Raw genomic sequence first — 16,177 nt, 5'->3', positions numbered from 1 at the left:
GACCCCCGCGTTCAGTGGCCGCGGGCGATCCACTCGTCCAGGTGCGGCGCCTCCGCCCCGATGCTGGTGTCCGCGCCGTGCCCGGTGTGCGCCACCGTCTCCGGCGGCAGGGTGAGCAGCCGGGTCCGGATCGACTCGATGATGGTGCCGAAGTCGCTGAAGGAGCGGCCGGTGGCGCCCGGGCCGCCGGCGAAGAGGGTGTCGCCGGTGAAGACCGCGTCCAGCTCCGGGGCGTACAGGCTGCACGCTCCGGGGCTGTGCCCGGGGGTGTGCAGGACCCGCAGCGTGGTGCCGCCGACGGTCACGGTCTGCCCGTCGGTGAGGTCGCCGTCCGGCGGCGTGTCCGGGTGGACCTGGTCCCACAGCACCCGGTCGGCCGGGTGCACCAGCACCGGCGCGCCGGTGGCCCGGGCCAGCTCGGGGGCGACCCGGACGTGGTCGTCGTGGGCGTGGGTGGCGAGGATCGCGAGGACGCGGCGGTCGCCGACGACCGCGTGGATGGCGGCCACGTCGTGCGGCGCGTCGACCACCACGCATTCGTCGTCGTCGCCGATGACCCAGACGTTGTTGTCCACGTCGAACGTCTGTCCGTCCAGCGAGAACGTGCCGGAGGTGACGGTGTGGTCCACGCGGGCGGTCACGGGAACACCACCACCGAGCGCAGCACGTCGCCGTGGTGCATCCGGGTGAACGCCTCCTCGACCTGGTCGAGGGCGATCTCCTCGGTGACGAAGGCGTCCAGGTCGAGCCGGCCCTGCCGGTACAGCTCGGTGAGCATCGGGAAGTCCCGGCTGGGCAGGCAGTCGCCGTACCAGCTGGACTTGAGCGCGCCGCCGCGACCGAACACGTCGAGCAGCGGCAGGTCGACGGTCATCTCCGGGGTGGGCACGCCGACCAGCACGACCGTGCCGGCGAGGTCACGGGCGTAGAAGGCCTGCTTCCAGGTCTCCGGGCGGCCCACCGCGTCGATCACCACGTCGGCGCCGAACCCGCCGGTGGCGGCGCGGATCGCCTCGACCGGGTCGTCGGCGGAAGCGTCGACGGTGTGCGTGGCGCCGAACGTCCGCGCCCGGTCGAGCTTGCGGGCGTCGGTGTCCACCGCGACGATCGTGGTCGCGCCGGCCAGGGCCGCGCCGGCCACCGCCGCGTCGCCGACGCCGCCGCAGCCGATCACCGCGACGGAGTCGCCCCGGGTCACGTTGCCGGTGTTCATCGCCGCGCCGAGACCGGCCATCACGCCGCAGCCGAGCAGGCCGACGGCGGCGGGCCGGGCGGCCGGGTCGACCTTGGTGCACTGGCCGGCGTGCACGAGGGTCTTCTCGGCGAACGCGCCGATGCCGAGCGCGGGCGTCAGCTCGGTGCCGTCGGTCAGGGTCATCTTCCGCGCCGCATTGTGGGTGGCGAAGCAGTACCAGGGTCGGCCACGCCGACAGGCCCGGCACTGCCCGCAGACGGCCCGCCAGTTGAGCACCACGAAGTCGCCGGGGGCCACGTCGGTGACGCCGTCACCCACCTGCTCGACGATGCCGGCGGCCTCGTGGCCGAGCAGGAACGGGTAGTCGTCGTTGATGCCGCCCTCGCGGTAGTGCAGGTCGGTGTGGCAGACGCCGCAGGACTGGACGCGGACCACCGCCTCGCCCGGCCCCGGGTCGGGCACCACGATCGTGGTGACCTCCACCGGCGCGCCCTTGCGCCGCGACACGACTCCCCGGACTTCCTGGCTCAAGAGATTCTCCTTCGTTCGGTCCCCTCCGCCGAACCTACCGCCGATCATCACCGCCGGCCCAGCGTCGCGTACACGTCAGGCCGGCACCGCCACCGCGGCGGCCCGGTCGTCGGCCCAGCGGCGGCGCGCGGCGTTGCGGTAGCGCAGCACCTGCACCGCGCCGAGCGCCCAGAGCAGATACTGCACGGCGAACGCCCAGCGGAACGCGGACAGCGGCGGGGTGCCCTGCCCGGCGGGGGTGGCCAGGTCGAGCACCACGCCGACGGCGAGGATGAGCACGATCGAGGCGACGAAGCCGCCGACGTTGACGATGCCGGTGGCGCTGCCGATGCGGTGCACCGGGTTGAACGTGCGGGCGTAGTCGAAGCCGATCACCGAGCCGGGGCCGTTGACGGCGAGCACCACCACCAGCGCCACCAGCAGCCCGTGCGGGGCGCGGCCGGGCCAGGCCAGCACCACCGCCCAGACCGCGGCGGTGGCTGCCGTGATGGCGAACACCACCACCGAGCGGTGGAACGGGTGCCGGGCGCACAGGTGCGCGATCACCGGGCCGCACACCAGCGTCACCACGGTCATCAGCGTGAGCAGCCCGGCCGCGGCGGTGGGTGAGAACCCCTGCCCCTGCACCAGGAACGGATAGCCCCAGAGCAGCGCGAACACCGCACCGGAGAACTGGGTGACGAAGTGCGTCCACAGCCCCAGCCGGGTGCCGGGCTGCCCCCAGGCGTCGGCGAGCTGCCGGCGGACGGCCGCCAGGCCGCCGGTGGGCGCGGTGACGTGCTCGGCGCGCGGGGTGTCGCGTACCGCGGCGAGGACCAGCAGCAGCACGGTGGCGCCGAGCGCCGCAGCGGTCAGGAACGCCGTGGTCCAGCCCGCGTGGTGCAGCAGCGCCACCAGGGGTACGGCGCCGAGCACCGCGCCGAGCTGGCCGACGGTGCCGGTGAGCTGCACCAGCAGCGGGTTGCGCCGGCCGGGGAACCAGTACGCCACGATCCGCAGCACGCTGATGAACGTCATCGCGTCGCCGAGGCCGACCAGTACCCGGGCGGCGACGGCGAGGCGGACGTCGACGGCGACCGCGAAGACGAGCTGCCCGGCCACCATGAGCGCGCCGCCGGCCAGCAGCAGCCGACGCGAGCCGTAGCGGTCCAGCAGCACCCCGACCGGGATCTGCATGGCGGCGTAGACGGCGAGCTGGGCGACGGAGAAGGTGGCCAGGGCGGCGGCGTTGATGTCGAAGCGGTCCGCCGCGTCCACCCCGGTCACGCCGAGGGAGCTGCGGTGGAACACCGCTGCCACGTACGCGGTGACGGCCACCGCGTAGACCAGGGCGGCCGGCCGGCGGCCGGCGGTCACCGCAGCGTCCCGAGCATGGTGGCGGCCGTGTCGATGTGCCCGGCCACCGCGTCGCGCCACGCCTGCGGGTCGTCGCCGTCGAGCGCGGCGAGCTGGCCGGCGTGCTCGGCGAGGGCGACCTCCGCCCAGCCGGGCGAGAGCCGGAAGCTGGCCTCGCCCATCCGCAGCTGCCGGTCGCGCAGCCGGTGGTAGAGCTCGGCCAGGATCTCGTTGCCGGCCGCCTCCACCACCGCGGCGTGAAAGGCCCGGTCGGCGGCCATCAGCGCGGTGAGGTCGCCGACGGCGTGCGCGCGGCGCATCTCGTCGAGCCGGCCGGCCAGCTCGGCGCGGAGCGCGGCCCGCCGGGGCCAGCCCCGCTCGGCGGCGTGCAGCTCCACCAGCCGGCGGGCCTCGACGACGTCGGCGATCTCCCGGGCGGAGACGGGCCGGATCAGCGCGCCCCGCTTCGGGTAGAGCCGCACCAGGCCCTCGGACTCCAGCCGCAGCAGCGCCTCCCGGACCGGGGTCCGGGACACCCCGGTCGCCTCCGCGATCTCGCCCTCGCTGACCAGGTGGCCACCGGGGTAGACCTGTTCCAGGATGGCCTGCTTGAGGTGCCGGTACGCCCGCTCGGCGGCCGACGGCGCCACCACGCGCGCATCGGCGGCAGCACTGGGATGCGTCATGTATCTATGCTGCGCCCGCACCGGGAGGCGCCTGACCGCGCCATCCCCGTTCGTGGCGCGCACCACGCCCACCCGCCCACCGCTCGCGTGACCAGGGATGTCACGTCCCGGGAGCGGGAGAGGGGTTGATCATGAGGTTAGCGGCGTTTCAGGTCCGAATTGTCGCCGCCAACTTCATGATCGACGCGCGCCGTTGTGGGGTGGGCGCGGGGTGGGGTGGTTCGACCAGAGGGCGCGCAGCAGGGCTTCCACCTCGGGGGTGCGCTCGATCTGCGGCATGTGGCCGGTGTCGCGGAACAGGTGGGCGCGGGCGTGCGGCAGCCGGGTCCGCGCGTACGCCAGGTGGGCGGCGGGCAGGATCAGGTCGCGGTCGCCCCAGACCAGCAGCGTGGGCAGCTCCAGCGCGGCGACCGCGTCGAGCAGCTCGGCCCGCCAGCGGGGGCGTACCCCGCGCCAGGTGCCCAGGTCGCGCACCAGCTCCCGCATCACCCGCGCGGCGTGCGGCTGCCGCGCCACCGCCAGCGCGGTGGCGATCCGCTCGTCGGTGACGTGGGCGGGGTCGACGAAGATGGCCCGCTCGGTGCGGCGGGCGATCGCCGGGTGCGGGCGCAGCAGCAGCCGAGCCAGCGGCGGCACCGCCAGCAACCGCAGCGCCACGGTCACCTCCCGACCGAAGCCGGCGCTGTTGAGCAGCGCCACGTCGGCCACCCGGTGCGGCGCGTCGACGGCCAGGCGCATGGCCACCGCCCCACCGAGGGAGTTGCCGACCAGGTGAGCTGCGCCGGTCACCCCGGCGGCGTCGAGGAACCCGGCGACCGCGCCGGCCAGCGCGGGCAGCGTGTGCGGCCCGTCCAGTGGCGCGGAGCCGCCGTGGCCCGGCAGGTCCACCGCGAGCACCCGGTGGTCCCGGGCCAGTGCCGCGTGCAGCGCGGTGAAGTCGTCGAGGGTCCGGCCGATGCCGTGCAGCAGCACCACCGGCGGCCCGTCGCCGGTGATCCGGCAGCGCGTGCGCAGCCCGGCCACGGTGCGCTCGTCGGCCGGCGGCAGCGCGACGCTCACGCCGGCCGTCCGGGCTCCGGGGCGACCGCCTCGCCACCCGACCGCGCGCCCACCCCGGGCCCCGGCTCGCCGGGTACGCCCACGGCCGGGCCGGAGCCGTCCGGCCCGGCGGGCTCGGCAGGCGGAGCCGACTCGGCGGACGCCGCACGCGGGGCGGGCTCGGCGGAAGCGGCACGGGGGGCCGGCACCCGGGCCGGGCGGGAGCGCATGCCCAGCGCGAGCACCCGACCGTAGCCGGCGGGAGCGATCCGGGCGAGCAGGTCGGGCAGCGTCGCCGACCAGCCGATCAGCACCCGGCCGCGACGCCGCCGCGCGCCGTTCAGGATCGCCTCGGCGGCGACGGCCGGGTCGATGGTGAGCAGCTTCTCGAACTGCCGGCGCCCGGCCTCGTACTCCTCGACCGGCACGCCGCTGCCGACCCGGGCGCTGGCGGCGATCCGGGTCCGGATGCCGCCCGGGTGCACCGAGGTGACGCCGATCCCGTCGTCGACCAGCTCGTGCCGCAGCGCCTCGGTGAACCCGCGGACGGCGAACTTGCTCGCCGAGTACGCGGCCTGCCCGGCGGGGGCGATGAGCCCGAAGAGGCTGGAGACGTTGACCAGGTGGGCGCCCGGCTCGGCCTTGAGCGCGGGCAGCAGCGCGTGGGTCAGCCGCACCACGGCCCGGAAGTTGATCTCGACGACCCAGAGGAACTCGTCCAGCGTGACCTGGTCGAACCGGCCGCCCAACGCGACGCCGGCGTTGTTGATCAGCAATCGGATCCGGGGATGGGCGCGGTGGATCTCGGCGGCGACCCGGTCGGTGGCGTCGGCGTCGGCCAGGTCGACCACGTAGGTGTCGATCTCGCGGGGCAGGTGCCGGGCCCGGATGGACTCGACCACCGCGGCCAGTCCGTCGGCGTCGCGGTCGAGCAGGACCAGGTCGCAGCCGCGCCGGGCCAGGCCGTCGGCCAGCGCCGCGCCGATACCGCCGGCCGCGCCGGTGACGACCGCGGTGCCGCCGGGAAAGTCCAGGTCACGCATTGCTGCCTCCCGAGGTGGACACGGCCGCGGTGGCCGGCGCGCCGGCCCGGGCGAACCGCACGCCGTCGGTGAGCGGCCCGTGCCGCATCAGGCGTACGTCCCGGGGATAGTTCTGGTGCAGCCGCCACGGCGCGCGCGGCCCCTGCTTGGGCAGCTGGTCGACCGCGCGCAACACGTAGCCGGACTTCAGGTCGATGATCGGCACGAGGTCGTCGGTGTCCGGCGCGTCCGGGGTGACGATCTGCTGCCCGGTCTCGTCGAGGTGGCGCAGCAGCCGGCAGACGTACGTGGCGACCAGGTCGGCCTTCAGCGTCCAGGAGGCGTTGGTGTAGCCGATCGTCATGGCGAAGTTCGGCACCCCGGAGAGCATCATGCCCTTGTAGGCGATGGTCGAGGCGAGGTCGACGTCGGCGCCGTCGACGGCCAGCGTCATGCCGCCGAGCGCGAGCAGGTTGAGGCCGGTGGCGGTGACCACGATGTCCGCCGGCAGCTCCTCGCCGGAGGTGAGCCGGATGCCGTGCTCGGTGAACGTGTCGACGGTGTCGGTCACCACCGATGCGCGCCCCTCGCCCAGCGCGGTGAACAGGTCGCCGTCCGGCACCACGCACAACCGCTGGTCCCAGGGGTCGTAGCGGGGCGAGAAGTGCCTGTCGACGTCGTACCCGACGGGGAGGCGGCCCTTCGCGGCCCGGCGCAGGAACCGCTTGACCAACCCCGGCGCGCGCCGGCTGAGCTGGAAGTTGGCCACGCCGAGCGCGACGTTCTTCCACCGGGCCACGGCGTACGCGGCCTTCGGGGGCAGCCAGCGCCGCGCGGCGTCGGCGAACGCGTCGCGCGACGGCAGCGAGATCACGTACGTCGGTGAGCGCTGGAGCATGGTGACGTGGGCGGCGGTGTCGGCCATGGCGGGGACCAGGGTGACCGCGGTGGCGCCGCTGCCGATCACCACCACCCGCTTACCGGTGACGTCGAGCCGCTCCGGCCAGTGCTGCGGGTGCACCAGCGTGCCGGCGTAGCGCTCGACGCCGGGCAACCGGGGCGTGTAGCCCTCGTCGTAGCGGTAGTAGCCGGAGTTGGTGAACAGGAACGCGCAGGTCAGCGTCGTGTCCTCGCCGGTGTCGTCACGGTGGGCGTGCACCGTCCAGCGGGCGGTGGCGCTGTCCCACTCGGCGCGCACCACCCGGTGGTGGAAGCGGATGTGCTCCTGGACGCCGTACTCGCGGGCGGTCTGGCGCACGTAGCGGCGGATCGACTCGCCGTCGGCGATGGCCTTCGGGTCGGTCCACGGCTTGAACGAGTAGCCGAGCGTGTACATGTCCGAGTCGGATCGGACGCCGGGGTAGCGGAACAGGTCCCAGGTGCCGCCGATCGCGCCCCGCGCCTCCAGCACCGCGTAGGTCTTACCGGGGCACTGGAGTCCCAGGTGGACGGCGGCGCCGATGCCGGACAGGCCGGCGCCGACGATGAGGACGTCGACGTGGTCGCAGGCCATGGCTTCTCCCGTTCTCGCCCGGCGGTGGACCGGACCCTATCCACCGCTCTCGACCCCAGTCAACACCCTGTCGAGTCCGATCGACAGGGTGTCGAGCGGGTGTAGCATCGGCCGACATGAGCCCCGCCCGTACGCCGAACGGCGCCGCGCCGAGCCGCGGGCGGCGGGCCGGCCGCTCCACCGGCGACGACCGGGAGGTGGCGATCCTGGCCACCGCCGAACGGCTGCTGCGCGAGCGCGCCTTCGGCGACATCTCCATCGACGATCTGGCCCGGGGCGCGGGCATCTCCCGCCCCACCTTCTATTTCTACTTCCCGTCCAAGGACGCGGTGCTGCTGACCCTGCTCGACCGGGTCACCGAGGAGGCCGACGCCGCCGCCGGCGACGTGCTGGAACGGCTCGCCGAGGACCCGCGCGCCCGGTGGCGGGAGCTGATCGCCCGGTTCCACGCCACCTTCGGCGGCCACCGGGACGTGGTGCTGGCGTGCGCCCAGGTGCGCGGCACCAACGCCGAGGTCCGGCGCCTCTGGGCCGAGGTGCTGGAACGCTGGGTCCGTGCGGTCCAGGCCGCGATCGAGGTGGAACGCGTCCGGGGCGCGGCCCCGGACGGGCTGCCCGCCCGGGACCTCGCCATCGCGCTGAACTCGATGAACGAGCGCGTCTGGTACGCCACGTTCGCCGGCGACGGGCCGGCGGTGGCCGAGCGGGACGTGGTCGACGTGCTGCTCGACGTCTGGCTGACCGCGATCTACCGCACCACCACTCCCCCGGTCACGCCACCCGGCTGAACTCCATGACCCAGTTGGTCTCCCAGGTGCGCTCGCCGTCGGTGGAGAACGCCTGCTCCCAGCGGCAGGAGGTCGGGGTGATCGCCGACCAGACGAACCGGCAACGCACCGGCCGGCCGTCGTCGGTGTCGTCGGCGAAGAACGTGCCGACGCCGTCGGTGAACCGGCCCACCACCGGCGGCAGCTCCAGCACCCCACGCCGGCTGTTCATCCAGTAGATCGACCACAGGCCGGTGGTCGGGTCGAGCAGACGCACCGTGGAGCCGGAGAAACCCCGGCTCGGGCAGCGCATCTCGTCGAAGCTGCCGGCGCCGGCGAAGAACGACCGGGCCTCGCTGACGCCGGGGAACTCGTCCCAGGCGTCGCTACCCACGTGGCGCTCCCGCAGCCGCCGGTTGGTCACGTCCCAGGTGCCGACGAGGAAGTCGAAGTCGCCCATCAGCGCCCCACCGGCCCTTCGGCGCGGGTGTCGGCCAGGTAGCCGGCCAGGTCGGGCCGGGCCGGCGCGAGCAGGTGCCGGACCCAGGCGGCGCGCTCGTGCTCCAGCACACCCAGCTCCCACACGCAGCCCACCCCGGGCCGCCGGAGGTCGACGAAGTGCGTCGGGTCGTCGTCCGGGCAGTCGAGCGCCGGTTGCCCGGCGATCGCGATGCGGCACTCGACGACGTTGTCGAAGAACCAGCTGTACGCCAGTAGGTACGCAGCGGTGTCCGCGCCCCGGTGCAGCACCACCCAGCTCGCCGGCGGGGTGCCGCCGTCCGGGCCGGGCAGCAGCCCCGGCAGGTACGCGTAAGCGGCGTCGACCACCTCCGGTTCGAGGCGGCGTTCCGGCTGGTCGATGTGGTAGCGCTTGACGTGCCGGCCGGCGACCTCGACGGTCCCCGGCACGGTCAGCTCCTTGTCGTGAAAGGCCATGCCGGGACGGTAGGACCCCTTCCCTGACAGCTAGTGTCAGCGGAATGCGGGCCAGTCGACTCCTGTCCATCCTGCTGCTCCTGCAGGCCCACGGCCGACTCACCGCCGCCGACCTGGCCGCCCGCCTCGAGGTGTCGACGCGCACCGTCTACCGCGACGTCGAGGCGCTGCACGCCGCCGGCATCCCGCTCTACGGCGCGGCCGGGCACGCCGGCGGCTACCGGCTCGTGGAGGGGTGGCGTACCCGGCTGACCGGCCTGACCGGCGAGGAGGCCGACCGGCTGCTCTTCGCCGGGCTTCCCGGGCCGGCCGCCGAGCTGGGCTACCAGTCGGTCGTGGCGGCCGTGCAGCTCAAGCTGCGCGCCGCGCTCCCGGCCCCGCTCGCCGACCGGGCCGCCCGGCTGGAGCAGCGGTTCCACCTGGACACGCCGGGCTGGTACTCCGACGGCGACCCGTCGCCGCACCTGGCCGCGGCGGCCGAGGCGGTGTGGCGGGAACACCGGGTACGGGTCCGCTACCGCAGTTGGCGCGGCGAGGTGACAAGGGTGCTGGAACCGTACGGGCTGGTGCTCAAGGGCGGGCGCTGGTACGTGGTCGCGGCCCGACCGGACCGGACCGAGCCGGCCACCTACCGGGTCAACCAGATCCTCGACCTCACCCCGCTCGACGAGCCGTTCGACCGCCCGGAGTTCGACCTGCCGGCGTGGTGGCGGTCGCACGTGGTCGCGTTCCGGGCCGGGCTGCACCGCGACGAGGCCACCGTCCGGCTCTCACCACGCGGGCGGGAGCGACTGCGGGAGATCGGCAGCGACGTGGTGGTCGCCGCCGTCGAGGCGAGCGCCGGGCCACCCGACGAGGCGGGCTGGGTGCGGGCCACGCTGCCGATCGAGTCGCTCACCCACGCGCACGGCGACCTGCTGCGGCTCGGCGCCGACGTGGAGGTCCTCTCCCCCGCCGCCCTGCGCGACCGCCTGGCCGGGACCGCCGCCGCGCTGGCCACCCTCTACCACCCGCGCTGAGGCGCGCGGCCGGCTCAGCGTCGAGCGGACGGTGGTGCGTTCGCCCGGTTCGCCGAGTCGGCGCGGCGCCGACGGAGGAACCAGCCCGCTCCGATGAGAGCGACGACGATCGGAACGATCACCTTCTCCACGATCGAGAGGATCCGATCGAAGGTCGAAGGCTTCGGATCTGGGGTCGGCGGTGCAGGCTGGGCGACGGCCGGCGTGGAGATCTGTGGAGGCACCGCTGACTGCTGCGGCGCCACCGGTCCGCGTGGCGCCCCGACATCAGCTGGCCCGTCGTACGCTACCTGCCGCGCGGTGAGCGCGACCGGGATCGTCTCCGGCGGCACCAACGCCTCGTCGCCCTCTGCACCGAAGACGCGGATCACGACGAACAGCGTGAACGTTCCCGACCTCGTGGCTCGGACGTCCCACATCCACGCCCCTGAGTCCGACGGGTTCGTCAAGGGCTGAGGCTCCGCCTCGTCCAGCAGCGGTCGGATCAGCAGCCGCGGGTCGGCCGACCGCAACTGCACTCGCACTCGCCCGCCCAGAAGGACATCCGGGTACGGCGTCCCCGACACCTGCACGAGCCCCGTCGGGGGTGGCTGACGCACGCAGTCCTCGGAGGTGGCGGCGGGTCCGCAGAGCGCCACCCGGACGATGAACGACTCGGCCACCTCGACCGCCTCGTCGGCGGTGAGGTAGACCCGGCCGTGGAACAAGGCGCGGCGCTCGTTCTGCAGCTTCGCCTGATACCGGAATTGCTCCGACGAGGTCGGCCGGGCGCCCGAGGGTGAGGCGGCGGGGTACGTGTCGTCGGGGCCTGAGGGCGAGATGGTGGGCGGGGGTGACTGCGTGGAAGGTGGCGACTGCCCGTACAGCCAGGTCGCCGCGGCCGCCAAGATCGCCGTCACCGTCGTCGCCACGAGGGCGAGCAGATGGATGCGTTCGCGGGACGTCTGCCGACTCTGCCGCTGGTGATCCCTGCCTGCCACTGCCGGTCCTTCCGACGTCGATCCGTTCGCCCAGTGTGCGACAGCCAGGGACGGACCGCGAGCGGACGCTGACGATGGGTCACCCTCGGCGACGCCGGCTCGGTATCCGCACCGGTTGGGATCGCCTACCCGGGGGTACCGGGCCGGCATGCCCCAGCGATACGAGGACTACGACCGCGTCGCGATCGTCACCGGCGCGGACTCCGGCATCGGCAAGGCGTGCGCGGTGGCGCTCGCCGAGGCCGGCTACGACATCGGCATCACCTGGTACGGCGACGCGGACGGCGCCGAGCGCACCGCCGCCGAGGTACGCGCCACCGGCCGGCGCTGTGAGGTCGCCGAACTGGACCTGACCCGGCTCCCCGACGCGGCCAAGGTGGTCGACGACCTCGCCGACCGGCTAGGTGGCCTGGGCGTTCTGGTCAACAATGCCGGCACCGGCCTGTCAGAGTCCTTCGTGGACGTGACCTGGGAGAAGTGGCGGGAGGTGCTCGCGGTCGACCTGGACGGGCCGTTCCTCTGCGCGCAGCGGGCCGCCCGGCGGATGCGGGTGTCCGGGCGGGGTGGCCGAATCATCAGCATCACCAGTGTGCACGAGCACGCTCCCCGGGTCGGCCTGTCGGCGTACTGCGCGGCGAAGGGTGGGCTCGGGATGTTGACCAGGGCGATGGCGCAGGAACTGGCGGCGGACGGGATCACCGTCAACGCGGTCGCGCCCGGCGAGATCGCTACCCCGATGACCGGCCAGGAGGACGTCGACCCGTTCACCGAGGAACGCCCGGGGGTGCCGGTGGGACGTCCCGGGGACGCCCGGGAGGTGGCCGCGGTGGTGGCGATGCTCGCCTCGCCCGCGGCGGCGTACGTCACGGGGGTGTCGTGGCCGGTGGACGGCGGGATGCTGCTGATGGGGCCGCAGGCGTCCGAACTGCCCTCCGACTCGTGGCGCGCGGTCCGAGCCGGTCAGTAGGCTGAGGCGGTGATTCGGGCGGTGATCGTGGACGTCGACGACACGCTGTGCCTCACCCAGGCCGCCTCGCTCGCACTGGAGAACGAAGTCCTGACCGAGATGGGCCGGCAGCCGGTGCCGCGGGAAGTACATCTGTCCACATGGGGCGAACCCCTCCTCGACGCCATGCCCCGGAGGTCGCCCGGCGTCGACCTTTCTCTGTTCTCGGCGCTTCATCGACGCGCGCTGGAACGGCACATCGCCGACGGTCGCCTGGACGTCATTCCGCCGGAGAACCTGCGCGCGCTGGACGAGTTCGTGCTAGCCGGCCGGTCGGTGTTCCTGCTGACCTCCCGGACCGAGGACGAGATGCGGCACATGTTGGAGCCGGATCACGTCTTGGCCGGGCGCGTCAGTGGCATCTACCACGCCGGCAACACACGTTTCCGGAAGCCGGATCCTCGTGTCTTCGACGAGCTGCTGACAGCCGCGGGGATACCGCCTCGGCAGTGCGTCTACGTAGGGGACTCACCGGGCGATGCCGTGGCCGCCGGCCGCGCCGGAATGAGCTTCGTCGGCTGCCTACAGAGCAAGGTACGAAAACCGGAGGACTTCCACCTCCTCTACGTCAACGTGTTCGTCGACGCCTTCCCCGATGTCGTCGAGGCAATCCGGCAACTCGACCGGTTGACCGCTGCTGACGTCTAGCCGGTAGCCGACGAACGGGCCCACGCCACCGACGAGTCCGTGCCAGATGAGCGAGCGAGAGCAGGAGCCCCCGGAACCCGTCGATGACGCGCGTTGTTGCTGGCGTGAGCCACACGTGTGCGAGGACGGCGTCAACCGCTCCAGCTCATACCCCGCGGCCCCCGAGTTCGAGCGCATGATCACTCGGCCTTCATATTGTCCCTTCGGAATGGTGGCTCGTACCCGCAGTGATCGGGTCGTTCTCGGGGTAGTGGCAGGCGGTGAGTTGGGTGCCGCCGTCGCGGGTGGTGAGTGCGGGTGTGTCGGTGGCGCAGTGGTCGGTGGCTTTCCAGCAGCGGGTGCGGAAGCGGCAGCCCGAGGGTGGGTCGAGGGGGGTGGGGACGTCGCCGGTGAGGCGGATGCGGCCGGCGGGTCCGAGGGTGGTGACGTCGGGGATGGCGGAGAGCAGGGCGCGGGTGTAGGGGTGCTGGGGGCGGGTGTAGATGGCGTCGCGGTCGCCGATCTCGACGATTTTTCCGAGGTACATGACGGCGACGCGGTGGCTGAAGTGGCGGATGACGGCGAGGTCGTGGGCGATGAACACGAAGGCCAGGTCGAGGTCGCGTTGCAGGTCGCGTAGCAGGTTGATGACCTGGGCCTGGATGGAGACGTCGAGGGCGGAGACGGGTTCGTCGGCGACGATGAGTTTCGGTTTCAGGGCCAGGGCGCGGGCGATGCCGATGCGTTGGCGTTGCCCGCCGGAGAACTCGTGGGGGTAGCGGTTGTAGTGCTCGGGGTTGAGTCCGACCAGTTCCAGCAGTTCCTGCACGCGTTTCTTGACGCCGCCGGGTGGGGTGATGTTGTTGACCTGCAACGGCATGGCCACGATCCGTCCGACGGTGTGCCGGGGGTTCAGCGACGCGTAGGGGTCCTGGAAGATGATCTGCAGGTCCTGCCGCAGCGACCGCAGGTCACGCCGGCCGGCGTGGGTGATGTCCCGGCCGGCGAACGTGATCGTCCCGCTCGTGGGTTCCAGCAGGCGCACCAGCATCCGCCCGGTGGTGGTCTTCCCGCACCCGGACTCTCCGACCAGGCCGAGGGTCTCGCCGGGGCGCACGTCGAAGTCCAGCCCGTCGACCGCCCGCACGGCGCCCCTGGCGCGGAAGCCCTCCCGCACCGGGAAGTGCTTGGTCAACCCCCGCACGGACAGCAACGGCTCCACGGCCGCGGACGTCCGGGGCCGGGCGGTCGCAACGGGCGACGACCCGACTGGCGACGTGGACACCGCCGGATCCGCAGTGGACGCCATGGGCGCCGCCCGATCGACGGGCGTCGCGGACGCTGCCGGCGTCCCGGACTCGGCAGAAGGCGTCGTGGTCGTGTCCGGCTGGCCTGCGGTCGGGTCGGTGTTCATCGGGCCACCCCCGTCTGCGTGACGTCCTGCTGGTAGATCCGCTCCCGCCTGGCAGCCGGCAGGTGGCAGGCCACCAGATGACCCGCCTCCCCGGCGTCGCGCAGTGCGGGCACCTCGGTGCGGGAACGGTCACCGTTCACCTCGGCGTAGCGGCAACGCGGATGGAACGCGCACCCCGACGGCAGGTTGATCAACGACGGCGGGTTACCCGGAATGGGCACGAGGTCCGCGTCCGCGTCACCGCGCAGCGACGGCACGCTCGACAACAACCCCCACGTGTACGGGTGCTGCGGCGCCCGCAACACCTGCGCCACGCTGCCGCGCTCCACCGCCCGACCCCCGTACATGACCAGCACGTCGTCGGCCACCTGGCTGACCACACCCAGGTCATGAGTGATCAGGATGATCGCCGAGCGGAACTCCTCCTGCAGATCACCGAGCAGATCCAGGATCTGCGCCTGCACCGTCACGTCCAACGCCGTGGTCGGCTCGTCGGCGATCAACAGATCCGGATCATTCACCAGGGCCATCGCGATCATCGCCCGCTGCCGCATCCCACCGGAGAACTCATGCGGATACTGCTCGAACCGCCGCTCCGGCTGCGGGATCCCCACCCGATCCAGCATGTCCACCGCCCGGGTGCGGGCCTCCCGCTTCCCGGCCCTCGGATGGTGCACCCGATACGCCTCGGCGATCTGCTTCCCCACCGTGTAGTACGGATGCAGCGCCGACAGCGGATCCTGGAAGATCATCGCCATGTCCCGACCTCGCAGCCGCCGCACCTCCTCCTCCGGCAGACCGACCAGCTGACGCCCACCCACCGAGATCTCCCCGGAGATCGACGCCCGCTTCGAATCGTGCAGACCCAGGATCGCCAACGACGTCACGCTCTTACCCGAACCGGACTCCCCCACGATCCCGAGCGTGCGGCCACGCTCCACGGCGAAGGACACCCCGTCCACGGCCCTGACCACACCGTCCTCGGTGTCGAACCGCACCCGCAGATCCGTGACCCGCAGGTACGGATCCCGCGACGACGACTCCACCATGTCCCCACTCCTCCCTCTCAGCTCAGCCGGACCCGCGGGTCGATCACCGCGTACAGCACGTCGACGACGATGTTGGCGGCCACGATGAACACCGCCGCCAGCAGCACGGTCGCCATCACCACCGGCAGGTTGAGGAACTGCACCGCCTCCACTGTGGCCTTGCCGAGACCCTGGAGGCCGAAGATGGTCTCGGTGATGAAGGTGCCGCCAAGGCTGGTGCCGATGTCCAGCCCCGCGATGGTGACGATCGGGGTGATCGCCGCGCGTAACGCGTGCCGGGTGTGCACCTGCCGGGCCGAGAGGCCCTTGGCCCGGGCAGTGCGGACGAAGTCCTCCGACAGTGTCTCCAGCATCTGCGCCCGGGACAGCCGGGCGTAGAGCGCCGAGTTGAGGAATCCCAACGTCATCCAGGGCAGCAGCAGCCCGGCCGCCCAGCGAGCCGGACTCTCGGTCAGCGGGGTGTAGCTGGGGAACGGCAGCAGGCCGGTGGAGTAGACCAGCAGGTAGAGCAGGATCAGCCCGAAGAAGTAGACCTGCATGGACGCACCCGCGAGGGTGATGCCGATGGCGGCGCGGTCGAACGCGGTACCCCGGCGCAGCGCCGACACCATGCCCAGCGAGACGCCCAGGGCCAGCCAGAGCACGGCCCCGCCGAGCACGATGCTGAACGTCACCGGGGCACGCTGGACGACGATCTCGGTGACCGGCTGGTTGTTGCGGAACGAGTAGCCCAGGCAGGGCGCCGGGCAGTCCTGCCGGAAGTCGCCGTCGCCGTAGCTGCGGCCGACGAAGACGCCCTGGACGAAGTCCGCGTACTGGCGCGGCAACGGTCGGTCGATGCCCAGCCGGCGCTCGACCTGGGCGATGTCCGCGGCGGTGCAGTTCTTGCCGCACATCACCTTCGCCGGGCTGCTCGGCACCGCGAAGAACAGGCCGAAGGTGACCAGGCTGATCACCGCGAGGGTCAGGACGGCGACGAGCAGCCGCCGGACGACGAATCGGAGCACGGGACACACCTCCCTCGGATGCGGCGGGGACGGCCGGTGTGACCGCCCCCGC

General features: G+C 72.9%; 17 protein-coding genes. 4 read left to right on the top strand and 13 right to left on the bottom strand.

The window, feature by feature from the left end:
- Nucleotides 1–11: 11 nt before the first annotated feature.
- The 7 genes from O7598_RS13625 to O7598_RS13595 form a co-directional block, all read right to left on the bottom strand.
- Nucleotides 12–641: an MBL fold metallo-hydrolase gene (locus tag O7598_RS13625; protein WP_269691716.1), complete on the bottom strand. Its 630-nt coding sequence runs from the start codon at nt 639–641 to the stop codon at nt 12–14.
- The gene (locus O7598_RS13620) at nt 638–1,726 is read right to left on the bottom strand and encodes an S-(hydroxymethyl)mycothiol dehydrogenase (protein ID WP_269691715.1); all 1,089 of its coding nucleotides are present in this window, start codon (nt 1,724–1,726) and stop codon (nt 638–640) included. Before O7598_RS13620 ends, O7598_RS13625 begins: the two co-directional genes overlap by 4 nt.
- A 75-nt stretch (nt 1,727–1,801) precedes the next feature.
- Entirely contained in the window at nt 1,802–3,082 is a 1,281-nt protein-coding gene (locus O7598_RS13615; protein WP_269691714.1) for an MFS transporter, read from the bottom strand.
- Nucleotides 3,079–3,747, bottom strand: a complete 669-nt coding sequence (locus O7598_RS13610) for a GntR family transcriptional regulator (protein WP_269691713.1) — start codon at nt 3,745–3,747, stop codon at nt 3,079–3,081. The genes O7598_RS13615 and O7598_RS13610 overlap by 4 nt, the downstream gene beginning before the upstream one ends.
- Nucleotides 3,748–3,921: 174 nt before the next feature.
- Nucleotides 3,922–4,806, bottom strand: a complete 885-nt coding sequence (locus O7598_RS13605) for an alpha/beta fold hydrolase (RefSeq protein WP_269691712.1) — start codon at nt 4,804–4,806, stop codon at nt 3,922–3,924.
- Complete coding sequence (locus tag O7598_RS13600; protein ID WP_269691711.1) at nt 4,803–5,828, bottom strand: SDR family NAD(P)-dependent oxidoreductase; 1,026 nt, start codon at nt 5,826–5,828, stop codon at nt 4,803–4,805. The genes O7598_RS13605 and O7598_RS13600 overlap by 4 nt, the downstream gene beginning before the upstream one ends.
- Nucleotides 5,821–7,320 carry a flavin-containing monooxygenase gene (locus tag O7598_RS13595; RefSeq protein WP_269691710.1) on the bottom strand — a complete coding sequence of 500 codons (1,500 nt, stop codon included), beginning with the start codon at nt 7,318–7,320 and terminating at the stop codon, nt 5,821–5,823. Before O7598_RS13595 ends, O7598_RS13600 begins: the two co-directional genes overlap by 8 nt.
- A gap of 116 nt (nt 7,321–7,436) precedes the next feature.
- Between O7598_RS13595 and O7598_RS13590 the strand changes: the two genes are divergently transcribed.
- Nucleotides 7,437–8,108: a TetR/AcrR family transcriptional regulator gene (locus O7598_RS13590; protein WP_269691709.1), complete on the top strand. Its 672-nt coding sequence runs from the start codon at nt 7,437–7,439 to the stop codon at nt 8,106–8,108.
- On the opposite strand, the gene O7598_RS13585 is transcribed toward O7598_RS13590, so the two are convergent.
- Both O7598_RS13585 and O7598_RS13580 read right to left on the bottom strand, forming a co-directional pair.
- Nucleotides 8,092–8,547 carry a hypothetical protein gene (locus O7598_RS13585; RefSeq protein WP_269691708.1) on the bottom strand — a complete coding sequence of 152 codons (456 nt, stop codon included), beginning with the start codon at nt 8,545–8,547 and terminating at the stop codon, nt 8,092–8,094. The two genes, O7598_RS13590 and O7598_RS13585, sit on opposite strands and share 17 nt — an antisense overlap.
- Nucleotides 8,547–9,023 carry a hypothetical protein gene (locus O7598_RS13580; protein WP_269691707.1) on the bottom strand — a complete coding sequence of 159 codons (477 nt, stop codon included), beginning with the start codon at nt 9,021–9,023 and terminating at the stop codon, nt 8,547–8,549. The genes O7598_RS13585 and O7598_RS13580 overlap by 1 nt, the downstream gene beginning before the upstream one ends.
- A gap of 44 nt (nt 9,024–9,067) precedes the next feature.
- Here O7598_RS13580 and O7598_RS13575 point away from each other — a divergent pair, with 44 nt between their 5' ends.
- Nucleotides 9,068–10,042 (top strand): helix-turn-helix transcriptional regulator, encoded by a 975-nt coding sequence (locus O7598_RS13575; RefSeq protein ID WP_269691706.1) that lies wholly within the window; start codon nt 9,068–9,070, stop codon nt 10,040–10,042.
- Nucleotides 10,043–10,056: 14 nt separating this feature from the next.
- Here O7598_RS13575 and O7598_RS13570 read toward each other — a convergent pair whose 3' ends face one another.
- Complete coding sequence (locus O7598_RS13570) at nt 10,057–10,953, bottom strand: hypothetical protein (RefSeq protein WP_269691705.1); 897 nt, start codon at nt 10,951–10,953, stop codon at nt 10,057–10,059.
- 217 nt (nt 10,954–11,170) lie between these two features.
- Between O7598_RS13570 and O7598_RS13565 the strand changes: the two genes are divergently transcribed.
- On the top strand, nt 11,171–11,989 hold the full coding sequence (locus tag O7598_RS13565) for an SDR family oxidoreductase (RefSeq protein WP_269691704.1): 819 nt from the start codon (nt 11,171–11,173) through the stop codon (nt 11,987–11,989).
- 9 nt (nt 11,990–11,998) lie between these two features.
- Complete coding sequence (locus O7598_RS13560) at nt 11,999–12,676, top strand: HAD family hydrolase (RefSeq protein ID WP_269691703.1); 678 nt, start codon at nt 11,999–12,001, stop codon at nt 12,674–12,676.
- 190 nt (nt 12,677–12,866) lie between these two features.
- Here O7598_RS13560 and O7598_RS13555 read toward each other — a convergent pair whose 3' ends face one another.
- The 3 genes from O7598_RS13555 to O7598_RS13545 form a co-directional block, all read right to left on the bottom strand.
- Nucleotides 12,867–13,877, bottom strand: coding sequence for an ABC transporter ATP-binding protein (locus tag O7598_RS13555; protein WP_269694865.1), 1,011 nt, complete (start codon nt 13,875–13,877; stop codon nt 12,867–12,869).
- 188 nt (nt 13,878–14,065) lie between these two features.
- Nucleotides 14,066–15,118, bottom strand: coding sequence for an ABC transporter ATP-binding protein (locus O7598_RS13550; protein WP_269691702.1), 1,053 nt, complete (start codon nt 15,116–15,118; stop codon nt 14,066–14,068).
- Between the two features lie 17 nt (nt 15,119–15,135).
- The gene (locus O7598_RS13545; protein ID WP_269691701.1) at nt 15,136–16,125 is read right to left on the bottom strand and encodes an ABC transporter permease; all 990 of its coding nucleotides are present in this window, start codon (nt 16,123–16,125) and stop codon (nt 15,136–15,138) included.
- Nucleotides 16,126–16,177: the final 52 nt, after the last annotated feature.

It is taken from the genome of Micromonospora sp. WMMC241 (assembly GCF_027460165.1).
GTDB classification, from domain to species: domain Bacteria; phylum Actinomycetota; class Actinomycetes; order Mycobacteriales; family Micromonosporaceae; genus Micromonospora; species Micromonospora humi.
This window is presented reverse-complemented; position numbering and strand designations above follow the sequence as displayed.